This is a genomic window from Terrabacter sp. R4-6, assembly GCF_057529065.1.
The window spans coordinates 2,432,107-2,457,681 of sequence record NZ_CP197224.1 but is presented as its reverse complement, the minus strand read 5'-3'; the positions used below and the strand labels follow the sequence as shown (position 1 = coordinate 2,457,681).

The window sequence follows — 25,575 nt, the reverse complement described above, 5'->3', positions numbered from 1 at the left end:
GGCTCGGCCGCGCTCAGCCCGCGTGCACGTGGATCGTGCGGCCGATGTCGTCGAGCATGGCGCGAGCCGTGTCGAAGTCGGGGTGGCGCAGCCGCACCCAGGCGTTGGCCATGTAGCCGGCCTCGACGCCCTGGGTGCCGTGGCCGACCGGCGGGAAGTGGCCGTCGATGACCCACTCGCCGTAGCGGGACTGGATCTCGTCGATACCGGTGTAGCCGGTGATCGACCCGTCGCGGTCAGGGCGGAGCGCGACGATGCCGGCGGCATACGTGCGCTTCATCTGCTGCTCGGGCGCGCGGTGGGTGATGACGTGTGCCCACTCGCGGTAGACGTCGACCTCGTTGGCGGCGGAGTAGACGTCCCACGCGCCGACCCCCGGCGGGCGGGCACCGATCTCGCTGAACTTCAGGCCCTTCGGGCCGTAGAACCACTCCATGTGCGTGGCCGACGTCTCGATGCCGAGCGCCTCGATGACGCGGCGCCCGAGCTCGCGGACCTCGGCGTAGAAGGCGTTGCCCGGCTCGTCGATGCGGTTCGTCGTGATGAACTGCGGCGAGATCCAGCGCTGACGCATCGCCTCGAGGACGTTGGGGTAGTAGTGCGTCGCCCAGTCGTGCACGACCCGGCCGTCGAGGCTGATCGTGTCGTAGAAGCCCTCGTGGCCCTCGACGAACTCCTCGATCGCGATCGAGCTCGCCCCCTCGCGGGCGTAGCCCTGCAGCGCCTGCTCGAGCTCGTGGTCGCTGTCGACGCGCACCGTGCCCTGGGCGCCGGCGCCTGCGCGCGGCTTGAGGATGAGCGGGTAGCCCTCGCGCTCGGCGAAGGCCCGCGCCTCGGCGGCCGAGTCGACGGCCGCGCTCGCAGCGGTGGGGACGCCCGCCTGCCGCAGCGCCTCCTTCATCGACGGCTTGTCGCGGCACAGCCACGTCGTGCGCACGCTCGTGCCGGGGATGCCGCACGCCTCGCGGACCTGCGCCGCCGGCATCGTGTGGGCCTCGACGGTCGCCTCGAGCGCGTCGATCCAGACCTTGTCCTGGAAGTAGCGGACCGCCTCGACCATCTGGTCGACGTTCGTCACCGAGCCGACGCGGTAGTAGCCGCGGAGGGCGCCGAGCACGTCGTCGCCGAGGTGCGCCTCATCGGACTCGCCGATGCCGTAGACGTTCGCGCCCACCGATGCGAGGGCGTGCACGAAGCGACGCTGGTTCGCCGGGAACGACGGCTCCACGAAGATGATGTTCACGGCGTCGACGCTATCGGTCCACCGGGAGGCCCGCCACGGACCGCCGTGTGCCGCCGCGCGGGTCGCGGGGCAAAAGCGCGCGCCGGACCCCGTTGAGGACGAGACTGGTGGTGCCGCACCTCGGGCAGTACCTCACCCTCAGGAGGAAGCCATGTCGAGCACCGTCCCGAACGCAGCGTCACCCGACCCGACCGACCCCGCCCCGGACTCACCGAGGACGCGCCGGGAGGCCACGGCCACGTGGGAGGCACCCGTGAGCCCGTCCGGATGGTCGATGGCCCTCATCGTCATGGGCATCCTCTCGATCGTCCTCGGCATCCTCGTGCTCGTCTGGCCCAAGGCGACGCTGCTCATCGTGGCCATCATGTTCGGCCTGCAGCTCATCATCGCCGGGGCCGTCCGTCTCTCGGTGACGCGTGACCTGCCGAGCGACCCGGGCTGGATCAAGCCCGTCTCCATCGGTCTCGGCGCGCTCTCGATCGTCGCCGGCATCATCTGCCTCTTCCGGCCGAACGCGTCCCTCTTCGTCATCGCCCTCTTCATCGCGATCGGCTGGGTCGCCGAGGGCATCGCCGCGCTCGTCCAGGGCTTCGGCTCCGACCGGACGACCGGCACGCGCGTCTTCCTCATCGTCAGCGGCGTCGTGTCGATCCTCGGCGGCCTCATCGTCGCGATCTTCCCGGGCTCCTCGCTCGTCGTGCTGACGCGCATCGCCGGCATCGTGCTCATCGTCATCGGCATCGTCGAGCTCGTGACGGCCGTCATGGCCCGCCGCGCCGCCGGCAACAGCAGCGGGAGCACGACGACGCCGGCCACCGCCTGACCGGCCACCGCCCGCCCGAGCCTGCCTGACCCGCTCGGGCCACCGGACGGCATACGACATCGTGGAGGTTCGCACCCCACCCGAGGGGTGCGAGCCTCCACGACGCCCGCCGGCTCAGGACGGCTGGGGCAGGTCCTCGAACTCGTAGACGCGACGCACCTCGACCGAGACCTCCTCGAAGAGCGAGGCGAACCTCTCGGCCAGCTCGAGCGCCTGCTCCTTGCTCTCGACGTTGACGAGCGCGAAGCCGCCGATGACCTCGCGGGCCTCGCTGAACGGCCCGTCGGTCACCGTGACGCCGGCGCCCTCGGTCTTGCGGACGACGGCGCCATCCTTGCTCTGTGTGACGCCCTCGGCGGCGAGCAGGACGCCCGACTCGGCGTACTCGCCCATGAGCGCACCCATCGCGTCCTGGAACTCCTGGCTCGGGTTCCACGCCTCGGGGCGGGACTCGTCGATCTTGTGGATCATGAGGTAGCGCACGGTGCTCTCCTTCGGTGTCGTGCCGGGTCGGTCCCAGCCTTCACCACGACGTCGAACGGTGGCGGCCCGACTCGACACTTCGATCGTCGAAGGACCTGCGCTCGCTAGGTTGGCCGTCATGAGCGATGTCGCGGGGCGGCTGGTGGACTACTACGAGCGGGAGATGGCCGAGCGCGCCCACCGACCCCTCGGCGACGAGCGCGAGCGGCGACTGGCCGCCTTCGTCGACACTGCCCGCCGGGAGGAGCTCGCCTCGGTCGTCGAGGTCGGCTGCGGGGCCGGTCGCGACGGCGTCGTCCTCGCGGCGGCGGGGCTGGCCTACACCGGGCTCGACCTGACCCCGGCCGCCGTGGAGCTGTGCCGGGGCCTCGGGCTCGACGCGCACGTCGGGCCGGCGACCGAGCTGCGACGGGTCATGCGGCAGGGCGGCCTGCTCGAGGTCGGGGTCTGGGGCTCGGACACGAGCCACGAGTGGACCGACGACGGCGGGCGCTACTTCCGCAGCCGCACCGACGACGAGCTGGTCGGCCTGCTCGCCGCCGTGGGCGAGGTCGTCGCCTTCGACACGTGGTCGCGGTTCGCCGACGGCGGCCACTATCAGTGGGCCCGCGTCGTCGTCGGCGGCTGACTAGAGCCAGCCGCGCTCCTGGGCGACGCGGGCGGCCTCGGCGCGGGTCGACGTGCCGGTCTTGCCGATGGCCGAGCTGAGGTGGTTGCGCACCGTGCCCGGTGACAGGTGGACGACCCCGGCGATGGCGGCGACGGTGCCACCGCGCAGCGCGACCCCGAGCACCTCGCGCTCGCGCTCGGTCAGCGGGTTGGCGCCGTCGACGAGCGACTCGGTGGCGAGCGACGGGTCGACGACGCGCAGCCCGGCGTGCACGCGGCGCACCGCCTCGGCGAGCTGACGGGCCGGGGTGTCCTTGACGACGAAGCCCGACGCGCCCGCCTCGAGCGCCCGGCGCAGGTAGCCCGGTCGGCCGAAGGTCGTGACGACGAGGGTGCGCACGCCGGGGAGGGCGTCACGCACGGCGGCCGCCGCGGCGATGCCGTCGACGCCGGGCATCTCGATGTCGAGGAGGCACACGTCGGCGGCGGAGGCCCGCGCGGCGTCGACGACCTCGTCGCCGCGCCCCACCTCGGCCACGACCTCGAGGTCGGGCTCGAGCGCGAGCAGTGCCGCGAGCGCCCCTCGGACGAGGGCCTGGTCGTCGGCGAGCAGCACCTTGATCGTCGTGCTCACAGCGTCACCTCCAGCACGGTCCCGTGGCCCTGCGGGCCCGTCTCGATCGAGAGCCGACCTCCCGCGGCCTCGACCCTCTCACGCAGCCCGCGTATGCCGTTCCCCTCCGGGCGCTCGCCGAGGCCGCGTCCGTCGTCGCGGACCCTCAGGCGGTTCGTCTCGAGCTCGACCCAGCAGGCGTCCGCGTCGCTGTGGCGCACGACGTTGGTCGTCGCCTCGCGCAGCACCCAGGCGAGGACCGTGCGGTGGCGCGGGTCGACGGCGCCCGGGTCGTCGGGCACGTGGCCCTCGATGCCCGCACCGGAGAACGCGGTGCGCGCGGACGCCAGCTCGTCCCCGAGCCGGGCCACGCGCAGGCCGCCGACGGTCGCCCGGATCTCGGCCAGGGCCTGGCGGCTCAGGGACTGGATCTCGGCGAGCTCGGCCTTGGCCCGCTCGGGATCGAGGTCGACGAGACGCTCGGCGAGCTCGGCCTTGACCGTGACGACGGTGAGCGAGTGGCCGAGCACGTCGTGGACGTCGCGGGCCACGCGCTCGCGCTCCTCGACGATGGCGAGGTCGCGCGACATCCGCTCGTAGTCCTCGCCGCGGTCGGTCATGAGCCGCACCGCCCCGGTCATCGCGCCGACGGCGAAGACGATGATGGCCACGACCCACGTGCCCTCGTCCGGGTCGACGAAGACGGCCACCGCCGTCGCGATGGCGACGCACGCGATGCCGAGGGCGATCGACCAGACGAGCGGCAGGGCGAACATGCCGAACGACACGATGAAGGGCAGGAAGCTGAGGCTGCCGGCGCCGATGAGCGGGACGAGCCCGACGGTGCAGGCGGCGAGCACGAGCAGGTAGACGACCCCCCGGCGTTGCGTGGGCTCGCAGGCCCGGTCGAGGCGCTGGAGGTGCTGCGCCCCGAGGCCGTAGACGACCGCGAAGGCGAGCACGAGGGTGAGCCCGACGACGACCTGCCAGACCGGCAGCCCGCTCGACACGATCGCGATGACCGGGAAGACGAGGAAGACCAGCCACACCGACTGGACGACCCAGCCGAATCGTTCCCACGGGTTGCGTGCGGGCGAGCCCGACGGCTCCGGGGTCACTGGCGCTCCCGGCCGCGGCGGACGAGGAGCACGGCGCCGGCCCCGAAGATCGCGAGCCAGGCGAGCACGTTGACGATCGGCAGCCACAGCGGGTCCTGCGACCCGTCGGGCAGGTAGCCCTCGGTGAGCGGGTAGCGCGCCAGGGCGGCATACCCGTAGAGGGGCGTGAACTTGGCGAACGTCAGCAGGGCCCCCGACAGCGGGATGAAGAGGTTGCCGAGGAAGGCGAAGATCACCATGGTGCCGCTCGCGGCGCCGACCGCGGCCTCGGATCGGAACGCCGTGCCGACGAGCAGGCCGTAGACCGCGAAGACCGCCGACCCGACGAGGCAGAGGACCGCGCTGAGCGCCCACGCCTGCGCCGACCCCCGGGCACCGGTCGCGGCACCGAGGGCGAAGGTCAGCAGGATCGGCACGGCCGCCACGGTCATGGCGATGAGCGCCTTCATGGCGATGTAGGACGAGTCGGCGAGGGGCGTCAGGCCGAGCTGGCGACCCCACCCCTGCTGGCGCTCGACGGCCGCGTTGCCGCCGATGCTCGTCGTGGCCGTGACCGCGCCGTAGGCGGCCATGCTGATCATGACGTACATCGCGACGTTGCCGTTGCCGATGGTCGCGTCCTTGGCATCGACCGTCGCGCCGAAGATGAGGTAGAAGAAGGCGGGCAGGACGGCGGTGAAGAACATGCCCGCCCAGTCGCGGGTGATCCGGCGCATCTCGAGCAGCGTGAAGGTGGCGTTCATCGGACGAGCTCCTCGTCGGGGGTCCGGGCGTCGCGAGCGTCGCGACCGTCGCGACCGTCGCCGGTCAGGGTCATGAAGGCCTGCTCGAGGCCGGCGGTGACGATCTCGAGGTCGGTGCCGCCGAGGTCGAGCAGCAGCAGCCGCGCCACGGCGTCGGAGTCGCCGGCCGTGACGACGACCCGGCTCCCGCGCTCCTCGACCTCCCGAACACCCTCGACCGTCCGCAGCCTGGCCACGGACTCGGCGACCGAGCCCGGCGGCAGGGACGCGGAGACGGTGCGCCCGCTCGCCTGCGACCGGATCTCGGCCGTCGTGCCGTCGGCGACGATGCGCCCGCCGGCGATGAGGACGATGCGGTCGGCGAAGGCGTCGGCCTCCTCGAGGTAGTGCGTGGCGAAGACGACGGTGCGCCCGGTGCTCGCGTCGGCGTGCATCGTGTCCCAGAAGTCGCGCCGGGCCGTGACGTCCATGCCCGCGGTCGGCTCGTCGAGGACGAGCAGCCGCGGGTCGGGCAGCAGGGCCAGGGCGAAGCGCAGCCGCTGCTGCTCGCCGCCCGAGCACTTGGAGACACGGCGGTCGGCGAGCGTCCTCAGCCCGGCGCGGTCGATCACCTCGTCGACCGGGGAGTGGACGGCATACGTGGACGCGATCATCCGGACCGTCTCGCGGACGGTGAGGTCGCGCAGCAGCCCTCCCGTCTGGAGGACGGCGGACACGTGCCCGCCGACGACGGCCTCGCGCGGACGCCGGCCGAAGACGTGCGCCGTTCCGCTCGTCGGCTCGGTGAGGCCGAGCACCATGTCGAGGGTCGTCGTCTTGCCGGCGCCGTTGGGACCGAGGAAGGCGACGACCTCGCCCGGCTCGATGCGCAGGTCGATGCCGTCGACGGCACGGACCTCGGCGTCCTGGGAACCAGGCCGGGCAGGGAAGCTCTTGACGAGCGAACGCAGCTCGATCGCCGGCGCCCCCGAGGCGCCGGCGACCGAGAGAGGTGTTGTGGTCATGACCCAACTCTCCCGCTCGGCGGCGCACCGCGTCTGCAGCAGGCGTCACGAAGTGCCCGTGACAGGTGTCACGGCGCGCCCGACCGGACAGACTGGGCCCATGGCCGACTTCGAGGTGCACCTCGACTCACCCCTGCCCGCACCCGAGGCATGGCGGCGCATCCTCGACCTGCGCGCGCACACCGCCGTCATCCCGCTCACGACGGTGACGGGCACGGCGATGGCGGCGAGCGACCTCGTCGACGGGTCACGCTTCGTCGCGCGCACAGGGCTCGGGCCCGTCGGTTTCGACGACGTCATGGTCGTGCAGGCGATCGACCCGCCGACCCCGCACTCACCCGGGAGCGCCCGGATCCGCAAGGAGGGCAAGGTCGTCCGTGGTCGGATCGACCTGCTCGTGACGCCCACGGCCTCGGGCTCGACGGTCGTGTGGAGGCAGCGCATCGGGGTGCGCGGCGTACCCGCGCGCCTCGACCCCGTCGTCGCGAAGGTGGCCGGGGCGGCATACGGCTCGACGATCCGCAGGCTGCTCGCGCGCGGCTGAGGGCCTGGCGCGGGCCCGCGCGACACACGAAGTGCCGCGCGGGGACGGTGCCCGTGCGGGGCCACCCCGCGCCGGACCGGCTTGGTGTGTCGTGGGGGACCGAGGCGGTCAGCGCCAGCCGAGCTCCGGCGCGACGTGCGTCAGGAGGCTCTCGATGACGTGCGCGTTGTAGTCGACGCCGAGCTGGTTGGGCACGGTGAGCAGCAGCGTGTCGGCGGCGGCGATCGCCTCGTCCTCCGCGAGGTCACGGACGAGCTGGTCGGGCTCACCGGCATACGTCTTGCCGAAGCGCGCCGTCCCGCCGTCGAGGTGGCCGACCTGGTCCTGGCTGGCGGACTCGCGGCCGAAGTACGCGCGGTCCCGGTCGTCGACGATGGGGAACACGCTGCGGCTCACGGAGACCCGCGGCTCGCGCTCGTGCCCGGCCGCCGTCCACGCGTCGCGGAAGCGCTGGATCTGCTCGGCCTGCAGCTGGTGGAACGGCACGCCGGTGTCCTCGGTGAGGAGGGTCGAGCTCATGAGGTTCATCCCCTGCTCGGCCGTCCACTCGGCGGTGGCCCGGCTGCCGGCGCCCCACCAGATGCGCTCGCGCAGCCCCGGCGCGTGCGGCTCGATGCGGAGCAGACCGGGCGGGTTGGGGAACATCGGGCGCGGGTTCGGCTCGGCGAACCCCCGGCCGGAGAGGACGTCGAGGAAGACCTCGGTGTGCTGCCGGGCCATCGCGGCGTGGTCGCCGTCGACGGGCTCGTAGCCGAAGTAGCGGAAGCCGTCGACGACCTGCTCGGGTGAGCCACGGCTGATGCCGAGCTGGAGCCGGCCGCCGGAGATGAGGTCGGCCGCGCCCGCGTCCTCGGCCATGTAGAGCGGGTTCTCGTAGCGCATGTCGATGACGCCGGTCCCGATCTCGATCCGGCTCGTGCGGGCGCCCACCGCGGCGAGGAGCGGGAACGGCGAGGCGAGCTGGCGGGCGAAGTGGTGGATCCGGAAGTAGGCGCCGTCCGCGCCGAGCTCCTCGGCAGCGACGGCGAGGTCGATGGACTGGAGCAGGGCGTCAGAGGCCGACCGCGTCCCCGAGTGCGGGGAGGGGTTCCAGTGCCCGAACGAGAGGAATCCGATGTTCTTCACGTGGGGTGAACAACGCCGACTGCGGCGCTCTTCCCGCACGGTCCACGGACGCCCGCGCGGGCCGGTGCGCACCGGTCGGACAATCCGGAAACCCCTGTCGCGCCGAACGACAAGGCATGACGCGCCTACGATTTGCCCTCAGCGGGATCCTCGCCGCGGTCGCCGGGATCGCAGCCGGCCACCTCGTCGCGGGCTTTCTCGCTCCCGCATCGTCGCCGGTGCTCGCCGTCGGGTCGACCGTGATCGACCTGACCCCCACGCCCGTCAAGGAGTGGGCGATCGCGACCTTCGGCACGAACGACAAGCTGATCCTCCAGGGGTCGGTGCTCGTCGTGACGCTCGTCCTCGCCGCCGTGGCCGGCCTGCTCGCCCGACGCCGGATGCCCCTCGCCGTCGGCTTCATCGTGCTGCTCACCGGCCTCGCCGGGGCCGCCGCGCTGCTGCGTCCCGCCGCCCGTCCGCTCGACGCCCTGCCCGCCCTCGCGGCGATGGCCGCCGGCGTCGCGACCCTCGTCTGGCTCGCCGGCCTCGCCCGCACCGCCTCCGGAGACGTCGCCGGGGAGACGACCGGGCCGCGTGGCTCGGTCATGACGAACGCCACCGAACCCGGCACCCGCTCGGCCACGGCACGCTCGACCGCCGGACGTCGCGGATTCCTCGGCGGGGCGCTCGGCGTCACCGCCCTCGCGGTGCTCGCCGCCGTCGGTGGCCAGCTGCGCGCCGGCGCCCAGTCGGTCAAGAAGGTCGCCCTGCCCGCCGCGGCCGACAAGGCGAAGGCGCTGCCGAAGGGCCTCGAGTCCACCGTCACCGGGATCTCGCCGCTGCGCACGCCGACCGACACGTTCTACCGCGTCGACACCAACCTCGTCGTGCCGCAGGTGGACGTCGACACGTGGACGCTCGAGGTCGACGGCATGGTCGAGAAGCCCTTCACGATGACCTTCGCCGAGCTCGCCGCCATGCCGCTCATCGAGCGCGACATCACCATGACGTGCGTCTCCAACGAGGTCGGCGGCGGCTACATCGGCGCCGCCCGCTGGCTCGGGGTCAGGCTCACCGACGTCCTCGACCGCGCAGGCATCACGGGCAGCCCCGACCAGGTGCTGAGCACCGCCGTCGACGGCTTCACCATCAGCACGCCGCTCGCCGTCGTCCGCGACGGGCGCGACGCGATGATCGCCATCGGCATGAACGGCGCCCAGCTCAGCGCCACCCACGGCTTCCCCGCCCGCCTCATCACGCCCGGCCTCTACGGCTTCGTCGGCGCGACGAAGTGGCTGACCAAGCTCACCCTGACGACGTATGCCGCCGACCAGGCCTACTGGACGAAGCGGCAGTGGGCGACGGACGCCCCGATCAAGACGAGCGCGCGCATCGACACGCCCGCGCCGCTGTCGACGATCAAGGCCGGCACGACCGCCATCGGTGGCGTCGCCTGGGCCCAGCACCGCGGCGTCGGCACCGTCGAGGTCAAGGTCGACGACGGCCAGTGGCAGAAGACGAAGCTCGGACCGGACGTCGGCATCGACTACTGGCGCCAGTGGTACCTCGAGTGGGACGCCAAGCCAGGACTCCACCGCATCGCGGTGCGCGCCACCGACCTCAAGGGTCAGGCGCAGATCACCGAACGCGCCACGCCGTTCCCCAGCGGGTCGAGCGGCATCCAGGAGGTGGTGGTGACCGTCGCGTGAACGCATACGGCCCAAGATCCGCGAAAAAACTTCTCCGACAAGCAATCCGGAGCCACAACGGCACCGAATCCCCCATGACCGTGCACCACACAGCCACAAGGAGTGACTGACATGAAGAGCATGAAGACCCGTACCGGCCTCGTCGCCCTCGCCATCGCCCTGCCCCTGAGCCTCGCGGCCTGTGGCAGCTCGAGCGACAACACCGCCTCCGCCGGTGCCGGCAGCACGCCCGCCGCGACGTCCTCGGACGCCATGACGAGCACGCCCTCCGACACGATGACCTCGTCCGAGTCGATGGACGCTGCCGCGGCCGTCTTCGGTGAGGGCTGCGCCGCCGTGCCGAAGGACGGTGCCGGCTCGTTCAACGGCATGGCCACCGAGCCCGTCGCGACCGCCGCGAGCGCCAACCCGCTGCTCTCGACGCTCGTCACCGCCGTCAAGACGGCCGGCCTCGTCGACACCCTGAACTCGGCTCCCGAGATCACCGTCTTCGCGCCCGTCAACGACGCGTTCGCCAAGATCCCGGCCGCCGACCTCAAGAAGGTCCTCGCCGACAAGCCGACCCTCACCAAGATCCTCACGAACCACGTCGTGGCCGGCAAGCTCTCGCCGGACCAGCTCGCGGGCGACCACAAGACGCTCGCCGGCACCACGATCACGGTCAAGGGCTCTGGCGAGAACTTCACCGTGGGCAAGGCCGACGCGAAGGTCATCTGCGGCAACGTCCCGACCGCCAACGCCACGGTGTACATCATCGACGGCGTCCTGATGCCCTGATCGTCTCCTGACCAGGCTGACGCAGACCACGACGACGGGCGACACAATGGACCCCATGTCACGGTTCTCGGTGGTTCCCTCCGGCGATGACTCGCCGGAGGGACCCGCCCGCCCAGTCACCCCGGAGCAGCTGCTCCGCCGAGCGGCGACGGGAGACGAGACGGCGTTCGCAGAGCTGTACGACGCCGTCTCCCCCCGCCTCTTCGGTCTCGTCCGCCGGGTCGTGCGCGACCCGGCCCAGTCCGAGGAAGTCACCCAGGAGGTCTTCCTCGAGATCTGGCGACACAGCGCACGCTTCGACCCGAGCAAAGGTGGTGCTCTCTCGTGGATGCTCACCATCGCTCACCGCAAGGCCGTCGACCGGGTCCGGTCGGCGGAGGCAGCCCGCCACCGCGACGAGGGATACGGCGCCAGCAACCAGGACGTCACCCACGACTCCACAGCGGAGGCCGTCGTCGAACGGCTCGATGCGGAGCGGGTTCATCGGGCGTTAGAGACGCTCACTCCGGTTCAGCGGCAGGCCCTCGAGCTGGCCTACCTCTCGGGATACACCCATACGGAGGTGGCCACCATGCTCGATCTGCCACTCGGGACCGCCAAGACACGCATCCGTGATGGACTGATCAGACTACGAGACACGTTGGGGGTGACACTGTGAGCGAGGACATCCACGCACTGTCGGGTGCCTACGCCGTGGACGCCCTCGACGACGTCGAGCGGGCGCGCTTCGAGCGTCACCTCGCCGGCTGCACCGCCTGCCAGGCCGAGGTCGAGAGCCTCGTCGCCGCCGCGTCGGAGCTGTCGGTGCTGACCGAGGTCGCCCCGCCGGCCTCGCTCCGGGCCAAGGTGCTCGCCGAGATCGCGACCGTCCGTCCCCTGCCGCCGCTCACCGCGCAGCAGGGCGACGCCGCCGACGAGGACGTCACGTCCACGCCGCCGGCCCCCGTCCAGGCTCCGGCCGCTGCCGCCCCCGAGACCCGCATCGAGCACGGCGACGACCTCGCCGGCCGACGCCGGTCCCGCTCGGCCCGTGGGCTCGCCCGCGGCTGGCGCGTCGTCGTCGCGGCCGCCACGGTGGCCGTGCTCGCCATCGGCGGGTTCACCGTGTGGAAGCAGATCGACAAGGACCCGTCCCGGGCCATCGCCGACCAGGTGCTCGCAGCACCTGACGCCACGCGCTACGGGGCGCGGCTCGCCGGGGGCGCGACGGCCACGGTCGTCCGCTCGAACTCGCTCCAGAAGGCCGTCATCGTCACCTCCGGCATGTCGCAGCCGCCCTCGGGCAAGGTCTTCCAGCTGTGGCTCCAGGACGCGACGGGTCACATGACCTCGGCGGGCCTCATGCCCGGCGGCGGCGACCAGGTGGTCGTGCTGAGCGGCGACGCCAGCCACTCCAAGGGCGCCGGCATCACGGTCGAGCCCGAGGGCGGTTCCGACCAGCCGACCTCCAACCCCGTGGCCTTCATCGCCTTCGCCTGAGACGACCGGTCGCTCGCACGTCGGGCGGTCACGAGCTCGCTCCCGGCTTCCCCAGCTGGAGCTCGTGACCGCCCGACTTCGCGTCGCCCTCGCGCGTGTACGTTGACGCCTCATGGACTGGACCGAGGTGGCGGGCTTCGTGACGGGCGCCGCGTGCGTGGCCCTCGTCGTGCGCCGCAGCGTGTGGAACTTCCCCGTCGGCATCGCCAACAACGTCCTCTTCCTCGTGCTGTTCACCGGCGCCGGCCTCTACGGCGACGCCGCCCTCCAGGTGCTCTACATCGCGCTCGCGGTCCTCGGCTGGTGGGCCTGGCTGCGTGGCGGTCCCGACCGCGGGCCGCTGACGGTGCGCCGCACGCCGCGCTGGTTCTGGCCGGTCGCGGTGGTGCTCGTCGCCGTCGCGACGTGGGCGGTGTGGTCGCTGCTGACCCGGCACACCGACTCCGACGTGCCGACGTGGGACGCCCTGACGACCTCCCTCAGCCTCGTGGCGCAGCTGATGCTGAGCTTCAAGTGGATCGGCAACTGGGTGCTGTGGATCGCCGCGGACCTGCTCTACGTCCCCCTCTACCTCCACAAGGGGCTCACGCTCACCGCCGTGCTGTATGCCGGCTTCCTCGTCCTCTGCGCCGTCGGCCTCTGGCAGTGGTGGCGGCTGCGCGACACGCCCGCGGACGTGGCCGGGACCCGCGACGCGGCCTTCCGGAGTGAAGGCTCGCTCGCTCGCACGCTCGCGAGCGACCCTTCCCGGGCTCCAGCAGGCGAGGTGGGCGGACGGTGAGCGGGCGCCACGGGCACGGGCTCGTCATCGGCAAGTTCTACCCCTTCCACGCCGGCCACCAGGCCCTCGTGCGGGCCGCGACGAGCACCTGCGACCGGGTCACCGTCGAGGTCATGGCGCACGCCGTCGAATCGATCCCCGTCGACGTCCGCGTCGGCTGGGTGCAGGCCGAGCACCCGACGGCTCGCGTCGTCGCGGCCCCCGACGACCACGACGTCGACTTCGACTCGCCGGAGGTCTGGGACCTGCACATGGAGGTCATCGAGTCGCACCTCGACGGTCCCGTCGACGCGGTCTTCACGAGCGACGCCTACGGCGAGGAGATGGCCCGCAGGCTCGGCGCGACGTGGGTGCAGGTCGACCCGGGACGGGCCTCGACCCCGATCTCGGGCACCGCGGTGCGCGCCGACGTCGCCGGGTCGTGGTGGGCGCTCCCGTCGCCGGTGCGGGCATGGTTCGCCAAGCGCGTCGTCGTCGTCGGCGCCGAGTCGACCGGCACCACGACGCTGGCCGAGGCCCTCGGCGAGCACTACGGCACGACGGTCGTCCCCGAGTTCGGCCGGGAGTGGACCGAGCGGCGACCCGGCGGGCTCACCGCGCCCTGGCACACCGCCGAGTTCGACCTCGTCGCGCGCGAGCAGGCAGCACAGGAGGACGCCGCGGCCGCCGCCGCGCCCCGACCACTGCTCGTCTGCGACACCGACGCCTTCGCGACGACGCTCTGGCACGAGCGCTACGTCGGCTCGCCGTCGCCGACCGTGCGCGCCCTCGCCGACGCGCGGCCGGCACCCGCCCTCTACGTCCTCACCGGCGACGAGATCCCGTTCGTCCAGGACGGCATGCGCGACGGCGAGCACGTGCGGGCGTGGATGCAGGGCCGGTTCCGCGAGGAGCTCGCTGCGCGAGGCGTGCCGTGGGTCGAGGTGCGCGGCAGCCACGAGGAGCGGCTGGCCGCGGCCACCGCGGCCGTCGACGACGTCATCGCCGCGGGCTGGCAGCTCGCCGACCCCGTGGGCTGAGGCCCGCCGCGGTCCGGCTGGCACAATCACGAGCGTGACCACGTCAGGGGAGCAGGCACACACGGGGCTCGGCCACGTCTCGAACGCACCGACGCGCCCCGGCGCGGCCGGACGGCACACGGACGAGCTCGACCTCACTGACCTCTACGGCACGTCCCGGGAGGCCGGCGGCGACGCGGGCCCGCCCCTCGACGAGAAGCTGCGGCAGGCGTACTTCTGGATCACGAACCACGCCATCATCAGCCCCCACTACGACGTCGAGTTCCACGACGGCCCGAGCGAGCGGATCCCGTTGGGCGACAGTCGCGGCGAGCTGACGCTGCCGAGCGGGCAGTCCTACTCGAGCTTCGTCCTCATGCCGCTGCTGACCTTCATGGTGCGCGGCCGCTGCCTCATGGTCGGCGGCCCGGGGCGCGGCAAGACCGCGAGCGCCCTGCTCATGGGCGTCCTCGCCGGCTACACCCCGACCGAGATGCGACGGGGCATGCAGCACGGCCACCCGCAGCTGACCGTCGCCGACCTCTTCGGCACGCCGCTGCCGCGCGACCTCGTCGAGGCCGAGAGGCTCTCGGACGTCGAGGTGGCGTGGCGCTCGTGGCTCGGCATGCGCGTCAAGATCGTCGACGAGTACAACCGCATCCCGACGCGGACGCAGTCGGCGCTGCTCACCGTGCTCGCCGACGGCTACGTCGAGACCTTCGACCAGGTCTACGAGACGGGCCACAGCGCGTGGTACCTCACGGCCAACGACGACGCCGGCGGCGGCACCTACCAGGTCATCGACGCGCTCCGGGACCGCATCGACGTCGTCGTCGCGGCGCTGCCCTTCAACAACCGCTTCCTCTCGGCGCTCGTCTCGCGCGCCGAGCGGAGCGTGCGCCCCGAGGACGTCGTCCCCGACTCCATCGTCTTCTCCGAGGCCGAGCACGACCGGCTGCACCGGGCGGTGCTCGAGGTGCCGATCCCGCGGCCGGTGCTGCGCCGGATCGAGCACTTCGCCGGGCAGTTCGAGTACCTCGAGCGCGCGGGCAGCCAGTTCGAGTACCGCACCAAGGACACGGCGCGGCTCGCCGGCGTCGACCCCCACCTCGTGCAGCAGGAGGACACCGGCCGCGACGCCCTGAGCGACGTCGGCACCCAGACGACCGCGGGCCTGTCGGTGCGCGCGCTCCAGTCGCTCGTGCTCTACAGCAAGGCGATGGCGCTCTTCCGCGGCGACGACGCGGTCGGCGTCGACCACGTGCGCGCCGTGCTGCCCTTCGTCCTCTTCCAGAAGCTGCCGATGGACACCGAGGCGCGCGTCTTCGAGCAGGACGACACCGCGGCGCTGCGCCTCGACCGGGTGTCGTGGCTGCACGCGATGTTCGACACGACGTGCCGGCAGTTCGACGCCGAGGGGCTCGACCGTGACGACCCGGTCGGCGACGCACTCGCGCTCTTCGACCGCGGCCTCGACGGGCTGGGCGCCGACGAGGTGCGTGCCAGGATCACCCACGTCGGGCGGCTCCTCACGTCCCTCGCCGCGCAGCGCAAGGTCTACGGTCACACCTTCGACGACGCGCTGACGCTCAAGTACCTCCACCAGCGCTACACGAACTACCTCTCCTGGCTGCGCTGGTCGTCATGAGTGCGTATGCCGCCGGGCCGGGCTCGCCGGTCGAGGCAGCCCCGCTGTGGGCGGCTGCGCTCCGGCGGGTGGCGGACGACCTGCGCCGCGACCTCGACGTGGCGCGAGCCGGTGGGGCCTCGGACGCCGCGCTGGCGGGAGCCCTGCGGGCGGCGGGCCCCGGCTTCGAGCGGTTCGTCGCCCGCCAGGGAGCCCCGGCCGGGTCCGTCCCGGAGCCGGTCGTCGACCGGTGGGCCACGCACTGGGCGCGGTCCGTCGTCGCGCTCACCGCGGCGGGCCGCTACGGCGAGGGTTCGGTCGCGCGGTGGGTGCTCGAGTGGGTCGTCCCTGCGCTGCGGCTCGACCTGCGCACCGTGACCCCGCTCGTCGTCGACGACCTCGTGACGGCGGCTGCGCAGGTGTCGGGGCGAGCCGATGCCACCGGCTGGGCGCGAGGCATCGAGGCGGGCCTCGCCGTCTGGCCGGCCGACGTGCCGCTCACCGACGATCGCGTGCGCGAGCTCGGCGCGGTGTCGGCCTGGCGCGCCGGGCACGTGCGGCTCCGCGCCGCGGCCCGGTCGGTGGCGGCGAGCCTGCCCGACCCTGTGGCACATGCGGTGCTCCGGCTCGAGGAGGGCCAGCAGGTCGGCGACCTGCTGGCGCGCAACGCCGCCGTGCCGTGCGCGTGGGGTGCAGCGGTCGAGAAGCGGCCCGTCGGCGCCTTCCAGGGCTTCGGCGGCGCGTGGCTCCTGCCGCCGGTCGTCACCGGCGGGGACGGGCACCGCTGGAGCGTCGTGTCGGGCCCCACCCGGTGGACGGTCCTCACGGACGCGTTCGGCGACGCGGTCCTGCCCGACGAGGGCGAGCCGACCACCGAGGACCCGGCGCCGCTCGTCCGTGAGGAGTGGTGGGACCGCTACGGCGACGACATCACGGGCGCCGTGCGGGCCGGGGGCACGGTGCTTGTGAGCCGGCGCTCGAGCCACCGGCTCAGGCTCGTGCCCGACCCCGGGGTCGCTCCATGACCGACGCGACCACGGCGGCGGCGGTCGACTGGAACGGGCTCGAGCAGCGCTGGCGCGCAGCCTGGCCCACGGCCCTCGCCTGCTGGGGGCCGTCGCTGCGGCTCGGCGAGCCCCGCTTCCTGACCCCTGCGGACGCACCGGGCACGACGAGCTTCGCGTGGTTCGACCTGGACGACGTCGGCGCGACCATCGACCTGCGCGCCGTCGTGCGGCTCGGCATCGAGGACGTCGCCGTCCCGGTGCTCGCCCACGAGATCGGCCACCACGTGCTCGCTCCTGCCGACGCGACCGGGCGGGCCCGCATCGTCGAGCGCTGCCGCCGTGGTCTCGTCGACCGCGACGCGGACGCGCCCATGGTCTCCAACCTGTGGACCGACCTGCTCATCAACGACCGCCTGACCCGGCTCGCCGGGCTCGACATGACCGCGCCCTACCGCGCGTCCCGGCGCACCGTCGCCGCCCAGCACCCCGAGCCGGCCCCTGACGCGACGCAGCGCGCAGGCACCGCGCGCCGCGACGCCACGGCGCCGGACACGTACTTCGACGTCTACCTCCGTGCGTACGAGCTCATGTGGTCGCTGCCGAGCGGGAGCCTCGTGCCGCCGCTCGGCACCGCGGCCGAGGTCGACGCCGGCTTCCTCGCGCGGCACGCCCGTGTCTTCGCCCGCGACGCGGTCGGTGGGGCCGGCGGGTTCGCGGCGCTGATGCGGCACTGGCTGCCCGAGCCGACGCCGTCCGGCCTCCAGGCCCCGTGCCACGTCACCGGCGGCAGCGCGACGGCCCCGGACGTCGCCGAGGACGACTCGCTCGCGGGGCTGCCGACGCACCCGGCGCTCGACCCGCGCGTCAACAGCCAGGCCCCCGGGCCGAATGGCCCGGACAGCGACGGCTCCGGCACGGCGGAGGGCGCGGTCGACGGGACCGGGAGCGGGTCCGGCCAGGTCTTCGGGCCGGCCGACCTCGCCACGCTCTACGCGACGCTCGGCGTCACCCGCGACGCCGCGGCCGACTGGTACGTCGCCCGCGCGCGGCGCCACCTCGTCCCCTTCCCCGTCGACCACGAGCAGCCCGTCAGCGAGCCCGAGCTGCAGGGCCTCGAGACGTGGGAGCTCGGCGACGACCTGACCGACCTCGACTGGACCGGCACGACGCTGCGCTCGGCGACCGTGCTGCCCGGGATGACGACGCAGCGCCGCGTCGTCGAAGAGGCGGAGGGGCTCGACCCGGTCGAGCGCCCCGTCGACCTCGACCTCTACGTCGACTCGAGCGGCTCGATGCCGGACCCACGCGCCCTCGTGTCGCCAGCCGTCCTCGGCGGTGCGGTGCTCGTGCTCTCCGCACTTCGGGTGGGCGCTCGTGTCCGGGTGACGAGCTGGTCGAGCCCCGGACAGGTGACCTCGAGCGGTGACCTCGGCACGGACCGCGACCGGCTCGTCGCGGCGCTGCTGACCTACCACGGGGGCGGCACGAGCTTCCCGCTGCACGACCTCGCCACCGCCCACGACGGGCGAGCAGCCGACCGTGCCACCCGCCGGCGCTGCCACGTCGCGGTCATCTCCGACGACGGCGTCGAGTCGATGTTCGGCCGGGGCCAGGAGCCGGGCCTCGAGTCCGCGGCCGCTCGCGCCCTCGACCGTGCCGGTGGCGGTGGCACGCTCGTGCTCCGCGTCGCACCGGAGACCGCCGAGCGCACGCGCACCATGTCCGGCGACTACGCCGTGGAGGCGGTCGACAGCCTCGACGACGTCGTGTCGCTGGCGCGGCACTTCGCGCGCCGACACTGGGACACCGGCCCGAGGAGGACCCTGCGATGAGCACCCGCCCCTACGAGCAGCCACTCGACCACTCGGACGAGGGACCGTGGCTGCGCACCCTCACCGACCGCCTCGTCACGATGCCCCCGGTCTTCCTCCGTCCCGAGGTCGTCACCGAGGCCGTGCTGCGCGACGGTCTCGAGCTGGTGCGGACGGAGCGGCTCACGCCCGGAGCGCTCGCCGCGCTGCGGCGCATGGCGTCAGCCGCCCTGCCCGAGCGCCTCGCCGCCCACGTCGCCGCCCACCTGCTCACCGAGCCGGCGCTGCGGCCGGCGCTGGCCTCGCGCACCATCGCGGACCTCGTCGAGGCGATCTGGCACTTCACCTCCCTCCCCTCGGCGGTGCCCCTGCGCCAGTGGTTCGGCGACGACCCGGAGCGGCACGAGGAGGTCGCACGAGCCCTGCTGCGCTGCGTCGAGATCCGTCCCCGCGGCGAGACCCACGCGCAGTCCGAGGACCGGTGGCAGGCGGTGAGCACCGTCCTGCGCTCCGACGCCCTCCGCCTCGCCGCCATCGAGCAGCAGCGCGCCGACGAGCTCGCCAAGGCCCTCGCCAGCAGGCGGGCCCGGGAGGCTGCGGCCCAGTACACCCATGTCTGACGCGGTCGCCCGGCCCACCGCCCTCCCCGGCTACGAGCCGATGGGCGCCGCCGTGCGCACGGACGCCGAGCGCTTCCCCGCCCTCGACCCGAGCGGACGCGAGCGCCTCGACGCCCTCCGGCAGCACGCACACGCCCCCGCCTGGAGCCACGCCTGCGGCGACCTGCTCACCGACGCCGACCACCTGACGCTGGAGGCCTGGCGGCGCGAGGTGCCGTCGCTCGCGGCCGCAGCGAGCGCCGAGCCGCCCGCCTGGCTGGTCGCCGAGACGGAGCGGCTCGCACGCGTCGTGCCGCACCTGCGCCGACTCGGGGTGCATGCGTGGGCCGACGTGCCCACCATCTCGCGCGCGGACCTCGCCCGTGGCGTGGCCGACTTCGTGCCCCTCGACGTGCCCCTCGACCGTGTCGTGCAGGGCACGAGCTCGGGGTCGAGCGGGTCGGCGCTCGTCGTCCCGTGGCACCCCGTCGACATCGCCAAGGACCTCGCCCTGCTCGACCTCCTGCTCACGGGTGTCGGGGTCGACTGGCGCGAGGACCCTTCTCGGATGGGGCTGCTCAGCGTCGTCGACCAGGAGCAGGCCTTCACGTACGCGTCCGCGATGACGCTGCGCGGCGGCCAGTCGATGTCGCGCGTCAGCCTCCACGCCTCCGCGTGGGCGGACGCCGGAGCCCGACGCGCCTTCCTCACGGCCGCCGACCCGCAGGTCGTCACGGGCTCCGCCCTCACCCTGCAGACGTATGCCGCCCTCGACCTCCCGTGCTCACCGCTCGCCCTCGTCTCGGGGGCCGTCGACCTCGCGACCCCGGCCCGGGCCCACCTCGAGACGACGCTCGGGGTGCCCGTCCTCGACCTCTACGGGCTGCGTGAGGTGGGCCCGGTGGCGTGCGAGACGGCGACCGGGGCCGGGCACGTGCTCGTGCCGCGACGCGCGTGGGTCGAGGTCGTCGACGAGGCCGGCGACCGCGTGGCCGACGGGACGGCGGGTGAGATCACCGTGTCGTCGCTCGAGAACCCCTACCTGCCGTTGCTGCGCTACCGGACCGGCGACCACGGCGCCCTCGTCGGCACGGGGACGGAGCGCCGCATCATCGGGCTCGAGGGCCGGTCGGCGGTGACGTTCGCGGCCGGGGACGGGCGGCGGGTCCAGTCGGTCGAGCTGACCCAGCAGCTCCAGCGCTTCGGCGTCCGTGCCTGGGCGGTCGTGCAGGACGCGGACGGGTCGGTCACCACGCGCTGCCTCGGCGGGGACGCGGACGGCCTCCGGAAGTCACTCGAGGCGCTGCTCGACCGTCCGGTCACCGTCGAGACGGTCGCCGCTGCGGCCGACCTCGGCCCGGGCAAGCCACGACGCTTCACGAGCGCCCCCTGAGCCGCGGCGGCGCGCCCGGGGGAGCGGACGGCATACGCCATCGGTCGGCGACGAGCGTCAGTGGGGCCGGCCGGCCGCGTCGGCCCAGATGTCGAGCGGCACCGAGCGGATGCTGCGGCCGTCGAGGTCGAGCTCGCGGCCCATCCGCTTGATCGAGCGGAGCACCATCGACCGGTCGTGGATGGTCATCTGCGGCACCTCGGCGGCGAGCCGCGCCTCGACGTGCGACAGCTCGTGGAGCGAGTGGGTCGTGAGCGCGATCATGAGGTTGGGGCGACCACCGGAGATGCGCCAGCACACCCGGATGCCTGGCAGGCGCCGGAGGGTCGTCGCCACGGCGTCGATGTCGCCGGCGTCGGCGTAGGCCCAGAGCCAGCTGATGACGGGCCAGCCCGAGTCGGGCAGCGCCATGTCGCAGCGGAGGACGACGCGACCGTTGCCGACGAGGTCGGCGAGACGCCGCCGGACGGTGCTCTCGCTGAGGCCGGCGCGGGCGGCCATGGTGGCCACCGGCATGCGGCCGTCCTCGCCGAGCAGCAGGACCAGCTGCCGCTCGACGGCGTCGTAGCCGCGGGCGAGGTCGGTCTGCTCGGACGTCAGGCCGTCCAGACGCGGCTGCGGCGCCCGCATCATGACGGCGCGCTGCGAGGCGTCGAGCACGTGCAGCTGCCAGTGGTCGCCCATCGAGTAGACCTTCGTCACCGCGTGGCTGCTCGTCGCGACGACGCCCGGGATCGTGCCGACCGACTCGAGGAGGAAGCGGGAGAGGAACGCGAGGTCACGCACCTCGACGAGGATCGTCAGCGACCGCGGCCCGCTCGTGTGCTCGACGCTGAGCACGTGGGGCAGCTCGGTGACGCGCCGGGCGATGGCGAGCGTCTGGGCGGCGCTGCAGCTCAGCTCGACGACGGCGAGGCACGACTCGGGGCGCCCCTGACCCGTCGCCCGCCCGGCCACCCAGGCGATGCCTGCCCCGGAGAGGCGCTGCCAGCGCCGCGCCACCGTCACCGGGTCGACGTCGAGCGCCTCGCCGACGAGCGTCCACGACGCGCGGGGGTGCAGCTGGAGGCAGTTGACGATCGCCAGGTCCAGCTCATCGGCACGTGCGGCGGAATCCTGCGGAATCTCAGCACTCGTCGCGCCATCCTGCGCATTCCGGGCTCCTCGTGGCATGGCTGCCATTCTCGTCCCCGGGCGCGGCCGGCTCAAGGCCGGCTCCGCACCGACGAACAGACGACCACCAGACGACGAACCGACGACGAACCCACGACGAACACAGGAGCGACGGATGCCTCCCGAAGGCGCGACCCGCGAGATGACGCGACCCACCCAGCCGGCCGGCCTCGACTGGGCGACGCGGCTCATGGAGATCGACACGACGAGCCGCGACAGCAACCTGCCGCTCATCGACCTCGTCGCCGCGTACCTCCGGGAGCACGGCGTCGAGCCGGTCCTCGTCACGAACGACGACGGCACCAAGGCCAACCTGCTCGCGACCTTCCCGGCCGCGGACGGCGCGACCACCGGTGGCGTCGTCCTGTCGGGGCACACCGACGTCGTGCCGGTCGACGGGCAGGACTGGGCCAGTGAGCCGTTCGTCCCCGAGATCCGCGACGGCCGGCTCTACGGCCGCGGCTCCTGCGACATGAAGGCCTTCATCGGGTCCGTCCTCGCCACCGTGCCGGCCCTGGGCAGCACGCCGCTCCGGGAGCCGGTGCACCTGGCCCTGTCCTACGACGAGGAGGTCGGCTGCGTCGGCGCCGTCTCGCTCGTCGACGCGATCGTCGAGCGCGGGCTGAGCCCCCGCGCCTGCATCGTGGGCGAGCCGACGAGCATGCGGGTGATCCGCGGCCACAAGTCGCTGACGATGCTGCAGGTGACCTTCCACGGCGTCGCGGCCCACTCCTCGCGGACGCCCTTCGGCGTCAACGCGATCGAGTATGCCGCCCAGCTCGTCCGCTTCGTCCGTGGCGTCGCCGACGGCTTCCGCACCGACGGCCCGTTCGACGAGCACTACGACGTGCCCTTCACGACGGCGACCGTCAACCAGATCGAGGGCGGGATCGCCGTCAACACCGTCCCGGCCGAGTGCGCGCTCACCTTCGAGTTCCGCGCCGTCGGCGCGGTGGACGTCGACGCGACCGTCGAGACGTTCCGGGCCGAGGCGCGTCGCATCGAGGCCGAGATGCGTCACGAGAACCCCGACGCCCGCGTCGAGGTGTCCATCGGCGCCCAGGCCCCCGGCCTCGACACCCCGGACGACGAGGACGTCATCGACCTCGTGACCCGGCTCGGCGGCGAGGCCTCCACCGAGAAGGTGGCCTACGGCACCGAGGCCGGCCTCTTCCAGAGGGCCGGCATCCCGACCGTCGTCTGCGGCCCCGGCGACATCGCGCAGGCCCACGCGCCGGACGAGTTCGTCGCGATCGACCAGATCGAGCGCTGCGACGCGTTCCTCGCCAACCTCCTGACCCACCTCAGCGCGTGACCTCCGCCCCACCTCCCACGCCGTCCCGAAGGAAAACCATGACCCTGACCGCCACACCGACAGACGTGACTCCCGAGCGCCTGGCCGAAGCCCGCAAGGCCGTGCTGAGCAGCTCCATCGGCGCCGCGCTCGAGTGGTTCGACATCATCGTCTACGCCTCGTTCGCCATCGTCATCGCCGAGAACTTCTTCCCCGAGGGGGACCAGACCCTGGGCCTGATCCTCACGTTCGCGACGTTCGCCATCTCCTACCTCGTCCGGCCGCTCGGCGGGATGCTCATCGGCGGCTACGGCGACCGGCACGGACGCAAGAAGGCGCTGACCCTGACCCTCCTGCTCATGATGGTGGGGACCGTCCTCATGGCGGCCGCGCCCACCCACGCCATGGTCGGCGCCTGGGCCGGGGTCATCATCCTCGTCTCGCGCCTCGTCCAGGGCTTCTCGGCAGGCGGCGAGTTCGGCTCGGCGACGACGTTCCTCGTCGAGACCGCACCCCACCGCAAGGCCTACTACGCCTCGTGGCAGGTGGCGAGCCAGGGCATCTCGATGTTCCTCGCGTCGGCGTTCGGCTACGTGCTCTTCAACCAGCTGTCCAAGGAGGACCTCTACTCCTGGGGCTGGCGCATCCCGTTCATCATCGGGTGCCTCATCGGCCCGGTCGGCCTCTACATCCGGGCGCGCCTCTCCGAGCCCAAGGAGTTCACCGACAGCACGCCGCACGAGGCCCCGATCCGCGCGACCTTCACCGAGCACCTGGGGCGCGTGCTCACCGGCTCGGCCTGCGTCGGCGTCGCCACCATCTCGGTCTACCTCATCCTCTTCATGCCGACGTATGCCGTGAAGAACCTCGGCGTGCCGGCGAGCGCCGCCTACCTCGGTGGCGTCGTCGCCGGCATCGTGACGATGGTCGGGGTCCCGCTCGTCGGCCGGCTCGCCGACCGGGTCGGACCGGCCCGGATCATGGTCTGGGCCGCCGTGGGTGCGCTCGTGCTCGCGTGGCCGCTCTTCGCCATCGTCATCGCCTCGCCGACGGTCCCGGTCCTCGTCGTGTCCATCGGGGTGCTCGGCGTCATCATGGCCTTCTACTTCGGCCCCCTGCCGGCCCTGCTGACGACGCTCTTCCCGAGCGACGTGCGCGCCACCGGCGTCTCCGTGGCCTACAACGTCGGCGTCACGGTCATGGGCGGCATCGCCCCGCTCGTGCTGACCTGGCTCATCGGCCTCACCGGCTCGCTCAACGCTCCCAGCGTCTACTACATGGTGGTCGCCGTGGTCTCGCTCGTCGGGCTGACGGTGGCCCGCCGACGCTACGGCGCCGCCTGAGCACCGGCCGTCCGCGACGTCGGCGTGCCCGCTTACGTCGCGGACGGCATACCCCCCCGTCGGGCGGGCGTCAGACGGACGGGGCCAGCGACGACGGCGCCACTCGTCCCAGGTCGCGAAGCCGGCCGGAGGATCGTCGACCGGCTCACTCCCGTCGAGCTCACCGGGCGTCGGGACGTCGATGCTCGCGGCCCAGGCGTCGAGCTCCGACTCGGACATGTGCCACGTCGTGTGTGAGGCATCGGCCAGACGCTGGTCCAGGCGACGGCGCTGCTCGGCGCGGGTGAGCTCGACGTAGTGGATCTCGACGACCGCACCTCGGTCCGCGGCTGCCTGGCGTAGGGAGGAACGCTCGTCCCGGGACCAGAGGCCGAAGTCGATGACGACGTCGGTGCCGAGCTCGAGGGCGCGGAGGCCGACCTCGACGAGGCGGCCCTCGATGACGTCCTGGGCCGCCGGCGGGTTCTCGCTCCCGTAGAGCGCCTTGACCCACTCGTCCTTCGTCAGGCGAAGGGCGCCGCGCTCGACCTCGAGGCGCCGGGCGGTCGTGGTCTTGCCGGTGCCGGGCAGTCCCACGGTCAGGAACAGGGTCGGGCTCATGACAGCGGGAGGAGGGCGTGGCAGGCCTCGACGTGGTGGAGCTCGATGTCGTCCCGGCGTCGCGACTCCCACACCTCCCTCGTGAGTCGCCAGCGGTTGAGCAGGGCCGGCTGGCCCTGCCGCGTCGCCCACTCGGTGCCGTTGGGTGCGTAGCCGAGCCCTCTGGAGACCGCGTTCGAGCCCTCGTTGTCGATGAAGGCGTCGCTGGCGGCCTCCTTCGCGCCGAGCCCGTCGAAGGCGAGGTGGAGCACCGCCTCGCGCATCTCGCGCCCGAGCCCGCGGCCGCGGAGGTCGCTCGAGAGCCACGAGAAGGTGGTGACGGTCCCGAGGGTCGAGAAGCTCACGCCGCTCAGCGTCTGCTCCCCGACGGGACGGCCGTCGACCATGACGACGAGGTAGAGGCGCCAGGCGTCGGGCTCGACCCGGCCGCGGCCGCGCCAGATCGCCCGGAGCCATCTCGCGACGCGCAGGTCCGGATCGGGCTCGTAGAACGACATCGGGTCGTCGTAGGGAGGCGGGTCGGCGTGGGTCCTGCCCGAGCGCACGACGTCCGCGAGCTCGTCGAGCAGGTCGTCCGTGGCGCCACGCAGCTCCAGCGTCGGCGTGGTCACGCGGACGTCGAGGAGCGGATAGCTGATCACGGTCGGTCACTCTCCTCTCGCGGGCCGTGGCTCGCCCGGCCGTCGCCAAGGATCCA

The 25,575-nt window shown here is 73.0% G+C and carries 25 protein-coding genes and 1 pseudogene; 16 read left to right on the top strand and 10 right to left on the bottom strand.

The features are described from left to right. Positions 1–13: 13 nt before the first annotated feature. Positions 14–1,243 (bottom strand): ATP-grasp domain-containing protein, encoded by a 1,230-nt coding sequence (locus ACSSS0_RS11495; RefSeq protein ID WP_435988007.1) that lies wholly within the window; start codon positions 1,241–1,243, stop codon positions 14–16. Positions 1,244–1,394: 151 nt separating this feature from the next. Between ACSSS0_RS11495 and ACSSS0_RS11490 the strand changes: the two genes are divergently transcribed. After that, positions 1,395–2,066, top strand: coding sequence for an HdeD family acid-resistance protein (locus ACSSS0_RS11490; RefSeq protein ID WP_435988006.1), 672 nt, complete (start codon positions 1,395–1,397; stop codon positions 2,064–2,066). Positions 2,067–2,180: 114 nt separating this feature from the next. Here ACSSS0_RS11490 and ACSSS0_RS11485 read toward each other — a convergent pair whose 3' ends face one another. Continuing rightward, positions 2,181–2,549: a YciI family protein gene (locus ACSSS0_RS11485; protein ID WP_435988005.1), complete on the bottom strand. Its 369-nt coding sequence runs from the start codon at positions 2,547–2,549 to the stop codon at positions 2,181–2,183. 118 nt (positions 2,550–2,667) lie between these two features. Between ACSSS0_RS11485 and ACSSS0_RS11480 the strand changes: the two genes are divergently transcribed. Next, positions 2,668–3,177 (top strand): class I SAM-dependent methyltransferase, encoded by a 510-nt coding sequence (locus tag ACSSS0_RS11480; RefSeq protein WP_487228055.1) that lies wholly within the window; start codon positions 2,668–2,670, stop codon positions 3,175–3,177. On the opposite strand, the gene ACSSS0_RS11475 is transcribed toward ACSSS0_RS11480, so the two are convergent. The 4 genes from ACSSS0_RS11475 to ACSSS0_RS11460 are packed head-to-tail and all read right to left on the bottom strand — an operon-like array spanning position 3,178 to position 6,636. Then, complete coding sequence (locus ACSSS0_RS11475) at positions 3,178–3,792, bottom strand: response regulator transcription factor (protein WP_487228054.1); 615 nt, start codon at positions 3,790–3,792, stop codon at positions 3,178–3,180. Next, positions 3,789–4,889 carry a sensor histidine kinase gene (locus ACSSS0_RS11470; protein ID WP_487228053.1) on the bottom strand — a complete coding sequence of 367 codons (1,101 nt, stop codon included), beginning with the start codon at positions 4,887–4,889 and terminating at the stop codon, positions 3,789–3,791. The genes ACSSS0_RS11475 and ACSSS0_RS11470 overlap by 4 nt, the downstream gene beginning before the upstream one ends. Then, the gene (locus ACSSS0_RS11465) at positions 4,886–5,632 is read right to left on the bottom strand and encodes an ABC transporter permease (protein WP_487228052.1); all 747 of its coding nucleotides are present in this window, start codon (positions 5,630–5,632) and stop codon (positions 4,886–4,888) included. Before ACSSS0_RS11465 ends, ACSSS0_RS11470 begins: the two co-directional genes overlap by 4 nt. After that, positions 5,629–6,636, bottom strand: a complete 1,008-nt coding sequence (locus ACSSS0_RS11460) for an ABC transporter ATP-binding protein (protein ID WP_487228051.1) — start codon at positions 6,634–6,636, stop codon at positions 5,629–5,631. The genes ACSSS0_RS11465 and ACSSS0_RS11460 overlap by 4 nt, the downstream gene beginning before the upstream one ends. Before the next feature lie 100 nt (positions 6,637–6,736). On the opposite strand from ACSSS0_RS11460, the gene ACSSS0_RS11455 reads away from it, so the two are divergent. Then, positions 6,737–7,180 carry an SRPBCC family protein gene (locus ACSSS0_RS11455; protein ID WP_487228050.1) on the top strand — a complete coding sequence of 148 codons (444 nt, stop codon included), beginning with the start codon at positions 6,737–6,739 and terminating at the stop codon, positions 7,178–7,180. Positions 7,181–7,288: 108 nt separating this feature from the next. Here the strand turns inward: ACSSS0_RS11455 and ACSSS0_RS11450 are convergent, their stop codons facing one another. Continuing rightward, a complete protein-coding gene (locus tag ACSSS0_RS11450; protein WP_487228049.1) occupies positions 7,289–8,305 on the bottom strand; it encodes an LLM class flavin-dependent oxidoreductase in 1,017 nt (338 codons plus the stop codon). 116 nt (positions 8,306–8,421) lie between these two features. On the opposite strand from ACSSS0_RS11450, the gene ACSSS0_RS11445 reads away from it, so the two are divergent. From ACSSS0_RS11445 to ACSSS0_RS11395, 11 genes are all read left to right on the top strand, one after another. Further along, complete coding sequence (locus ACSSS0_RS11445) at positions 8,422–9,996, top strand: molybdopterin-dependent oxidoreductase (protein ID WP_487228048.1); 1,575 nt, start codon at positions 8,422–8,424, stop codon at positions 9,994–9,996. Between the two features lie 111 nt (positions 9,997–10,107). Continuing rightward, the gene (locus ACSSS0_RS11440; protein WP_435987996.1) at positions 10,108–10,773 is read left to right on the top strand and encodes a fasciclin domain-containing protein; all 666 of its coding nucleotides are present in this window, start codon (positions 10,108–10,110) and stop codon (positions 10,771–10,773) included. Positions 10,774–10,828: 55 nt separating this feature from the next. After that, entirely contained in the window at positions 10,829–11,431 is a 603-nt protein-coding gene (sigK, locus tag ACSSS0_RS11435; protein ID WP_435987995.1) for an ECF RNA polymerase sigma factor SigK, read from the top strand. Then, positions 11,428–12,252 (top strand): anti-sigma factor, encoded by an 825-nt coding sequence (locus ACSSS0_RS11430; protein WP_487228047.1) that lies wholly within the window; start codon positions 11,428–11,430, stop codon positions 12,250–12,252. Before sigK ends, ACSSS0_RS11430 begins: the two co-directional genes overlap by 4 nt. Before the next feature lie 112 nt (positions 12,253–12,364). Beyond that, positions 12,365–13,033 (top strand): nicotinamide riboside transporter PnuC, encoded by a 669-nt coding sequence (pnuC, locus tag ACSSS0_RS11425; RefSeq protein WP_487228046.1) that lies wholly within the window; start codon positions 12,365–12,367, stop codon positions 13,031–13,033. Then, complete coding sequence (locus ACSSS0_RS11420; protein ID WP_435987992.1) at positions 13,030–14,052, top strand: AAA family ATPase; 1,023 nt, start codon at positions 13,030–13,032, stop codon at positions 14,050–14,052. Before pnuC ends, ACSSS0_RS11420 begins: the two co-directional genes overlap by 4 nt. 34 nt (positions 14,053–14,086) lie before the next feature. After that, positions 14,087–15,679: a MoxR family ATPase gene (locus tag ACSSS0_RS11415; RefSeq protein WP_487228045.1), complete on the top strand. Its 1,593-nt coding sequence runs from the start codon at positions 14,087–14,089 to the stop codon at positions 15,677–15,679. Then, the gene (locus tag ACSSS0_RS11410; RefSeq protein ID WP_487228044.1) at positions 15,676–16,683 is read left to right on the top strand and encodes a hypothetical protein; all 1,008 of its coding nucleotides are present in this window, start codon (positions 15,676–15,678) and stop codon (positions 16,681–16,683) included. The genes ACSSS0_RS11415 and ACSSS0_RS11410 overlap by 4 nt, the downstream gene beginning before the upstream one ends. Then, entirely contained in the window at positions 16,680–18,497 is a 1,818-nt protein-coding gene (locus ACSSS0_RS11405; RefSeq protein WP_487228043.1) for a hypothetical protein, read from the top strand. Before ACSSS0_RS11410 ends, ACSSS0_RS11405 begins: the two co-directional genes overlap by 4 nt. Continuing rightward, a complete protein-coding gene (locus ACSSS0_RS11400) occupies positions 18,494–19,096 on the top strand; it encodes a hypothetical protein (protein ID WP_487228042.1) in 603 nt (200 codons plus the stop codon). Before ACSSS0_RS11405 ends, ACSSS0_RS11400 begins: the two co-directional genes overlap by 4 nt. Further along, complete coding sequence (locus ACSSS0_RS11395) at positions 19,089–20,468, top strand: hypothetical protein (protein ID WP_487228041.1); 1,380 nt, start codon at positions 19,089–19,091, stop codon at positions 20,466–20,468. Before ACSSS0_RS11400 ends, ACSSS0_RS11395 begins: the two co-directional genes overlap by 8 nt. Before the next feature lie 57 nt (positions 20,469–20,525). On the opposite strand, the gene ACSSS0_RS11390 is transcribed toward ACSSS0_RS11395, so the two are convergent. Beyond that, entirely contained in the window at positions 20,526–21,641 is a 1,116-nt protein-coding gene (locus tag ACSSS0_RS11390; RefSeq protein ID WP_487228040.1) for an Lrp/AsnC family transcriptional regulator, read from the bottom strand. Between the two features lie 115 nt (positions 21,642–21,756). Here ACSSS0_RS11390 and argE point away from each other — a divergent pair, with 115 nt between their 5' ends. After that, on the top strand, positions 21,757–22,956 hold the full coding sequence (gene argE, locus ACSSS0_RS11385; RefSeq protein WP_487228039.1) for an acetylornithine deacetylase: 1,200 nt from the start codon (positions 21,757–21,759) through the stop codon (positions 22,954–22,956). 38 nt (positions 22,957–22,994) lie between these two features. Beyond that, positions 22,995–24,278 (top strand): MFS transporter, encoded by a 1,284-nt coding sequence (locus ACSSS0_RS11380; RefSeq protein ID WP_487228038.1) that lies wholly within the window; start codon positions 22,995–22,997, stop codon positions 24,276–24,278. 237 nt (positions 24,279–24,515) lie between these two features. On the opposite strand, the pseudogene ACSSS0_RS11375 reads toward ACSSS0_RS11380, so the two are convergent. Next, a pseudogene (locus ACSSS0_RS11375) lies at positions 24,516–24,878 on the bottom strand (P-loop nucleotide/nucleoside kinase family protein); the annotation flags it as partial. Further along, entirely contained in the window at positions 24,875–25,519 is a 645-nt protein-coding gene (locus tag ACSSS0_RS11370; protein WP_487228037.1) for a GNAT family N-acetyltransferase, read from the bottom strand. The pseudogene ACSSS0_RS11375 and the gene ACSSS0_RS11370, both read right to left, overlap by 4 nt. Positions 25,520–25,575: the final 56 nt, after the last annotated feature.

Bases quoted from the DNA above. Each gene is read 5' to 3' on its own strand.
- ACSSS0_RS11490 (WP_435988006.1), top strand. From the start codon at position 1,395: ATGTCGAGCACCGTCCCGAACGCAGCGTCACCCGACCCGACCGACCCC.
- ACSSS0_RS11480 (WP_487228055.1), top strand. From the start codon at position 2,668: ATGAGCGATGTCGCGGGGCGGCTGGTGGACTACTACGAGCGGGAGATG.
- ACSSS0_RS11465 (WP_487228052.1), bottom strand. From the start codon at position 5,632: ATGAACGCCACCTTCACGCTGCTCGAGATGCGCCGGATCACCCGCGAC.
- ACSSS0_RS11460 (WP_487228051.1), bottom strand. From the start codon at position 6,636: ATGACCACAACACCTCTCTCGGTCGCCGGCGCCTCGGGGGCGCCGGCG.
- ACSSS0_RS11455 (WP_487228050.1), top strand. From the start codon at position 6,737: ATGGCCGACTTCGAGGTGCACCTCGACTCACCCCTGCCCGCACCCGAG.
- ACSSS0_RS11445 (WP_487228048.1), top strand. From the start codon at position 8,422: ATGACGCGCCTACGATTTGCCCTCAGCGGGATCCTCGCCGCGGTCGCC.
- ACSSS0_RS11440 (WP_435987996.1), top strand. From the start codon at position 10,108: ATGAAGAGCATGAAGACCCGTACCGGCCTCGTCGCCCTCGCCATCGCC.
- sigK (WP_435987995.1), top strand. From the start codon at position 10,829: ATGTCACGGTTCTCGGTGGTTCCCTCCGGCGATGACTCGCCGGAGGGA.
- pnuC (WP_487228046.1), top strand. From the start codon at position 12,365: ATGGACTGGACCGAGGTGGCGGGCTTCGTGACGGGCGCCGCGTGCGTG.
- ACSSS0_RS11410 (WP_487228044.1), top strand. From the start codon at position 15,676: ATGAGTGCGTATGCCGCCGGGCCGGGCTCGCCGGTCGAGGCAGCCCCG.
- ACSSS0_RS11405 (WP_487228043.1), top strand. From the start codon at position 16,680: ATGACCGACGCGACCACGGCGGCGGCGGTCGACTGGAACGGGCTCGAG.
- ACSSS0_RS11400 (WP_487228042.1), top strand. From the start codon at position 18,494: ATGAGCACCCGCCCCTACGAGCAGCCACTCGACCACTCGGACGAGGGA.
- ACSSS0_RS11395 (WP_487228041.1), top strand. From the start codon at position 19,089: ATGTCTGACGCGGTCGCCCGGCCCACCGCCCTCCCCGGCTACGAGCCG.
- ACSSS0_RS11390 (WP_487228040.1), bottom strand. From the start codon at position 21,641: ATGCCACGAGGAGCCCGGAATGCGCAGGATGGCGCGACGAGTGCTGAG.
- argE (WP_487228039.1), top strand. From the start codon at position 21,757: ATGCCTCCCGAAGGCGCGACCCGCGAGATGACGCGACCCACCCAGCCG.
- ACSSS0_RS11380 (WP_487228038.1), top strand. From the start codon at position 22,995: ATGACCCTGACCGCCACACCGACAGACGTGACTCCCGAGCGCCTGGCC.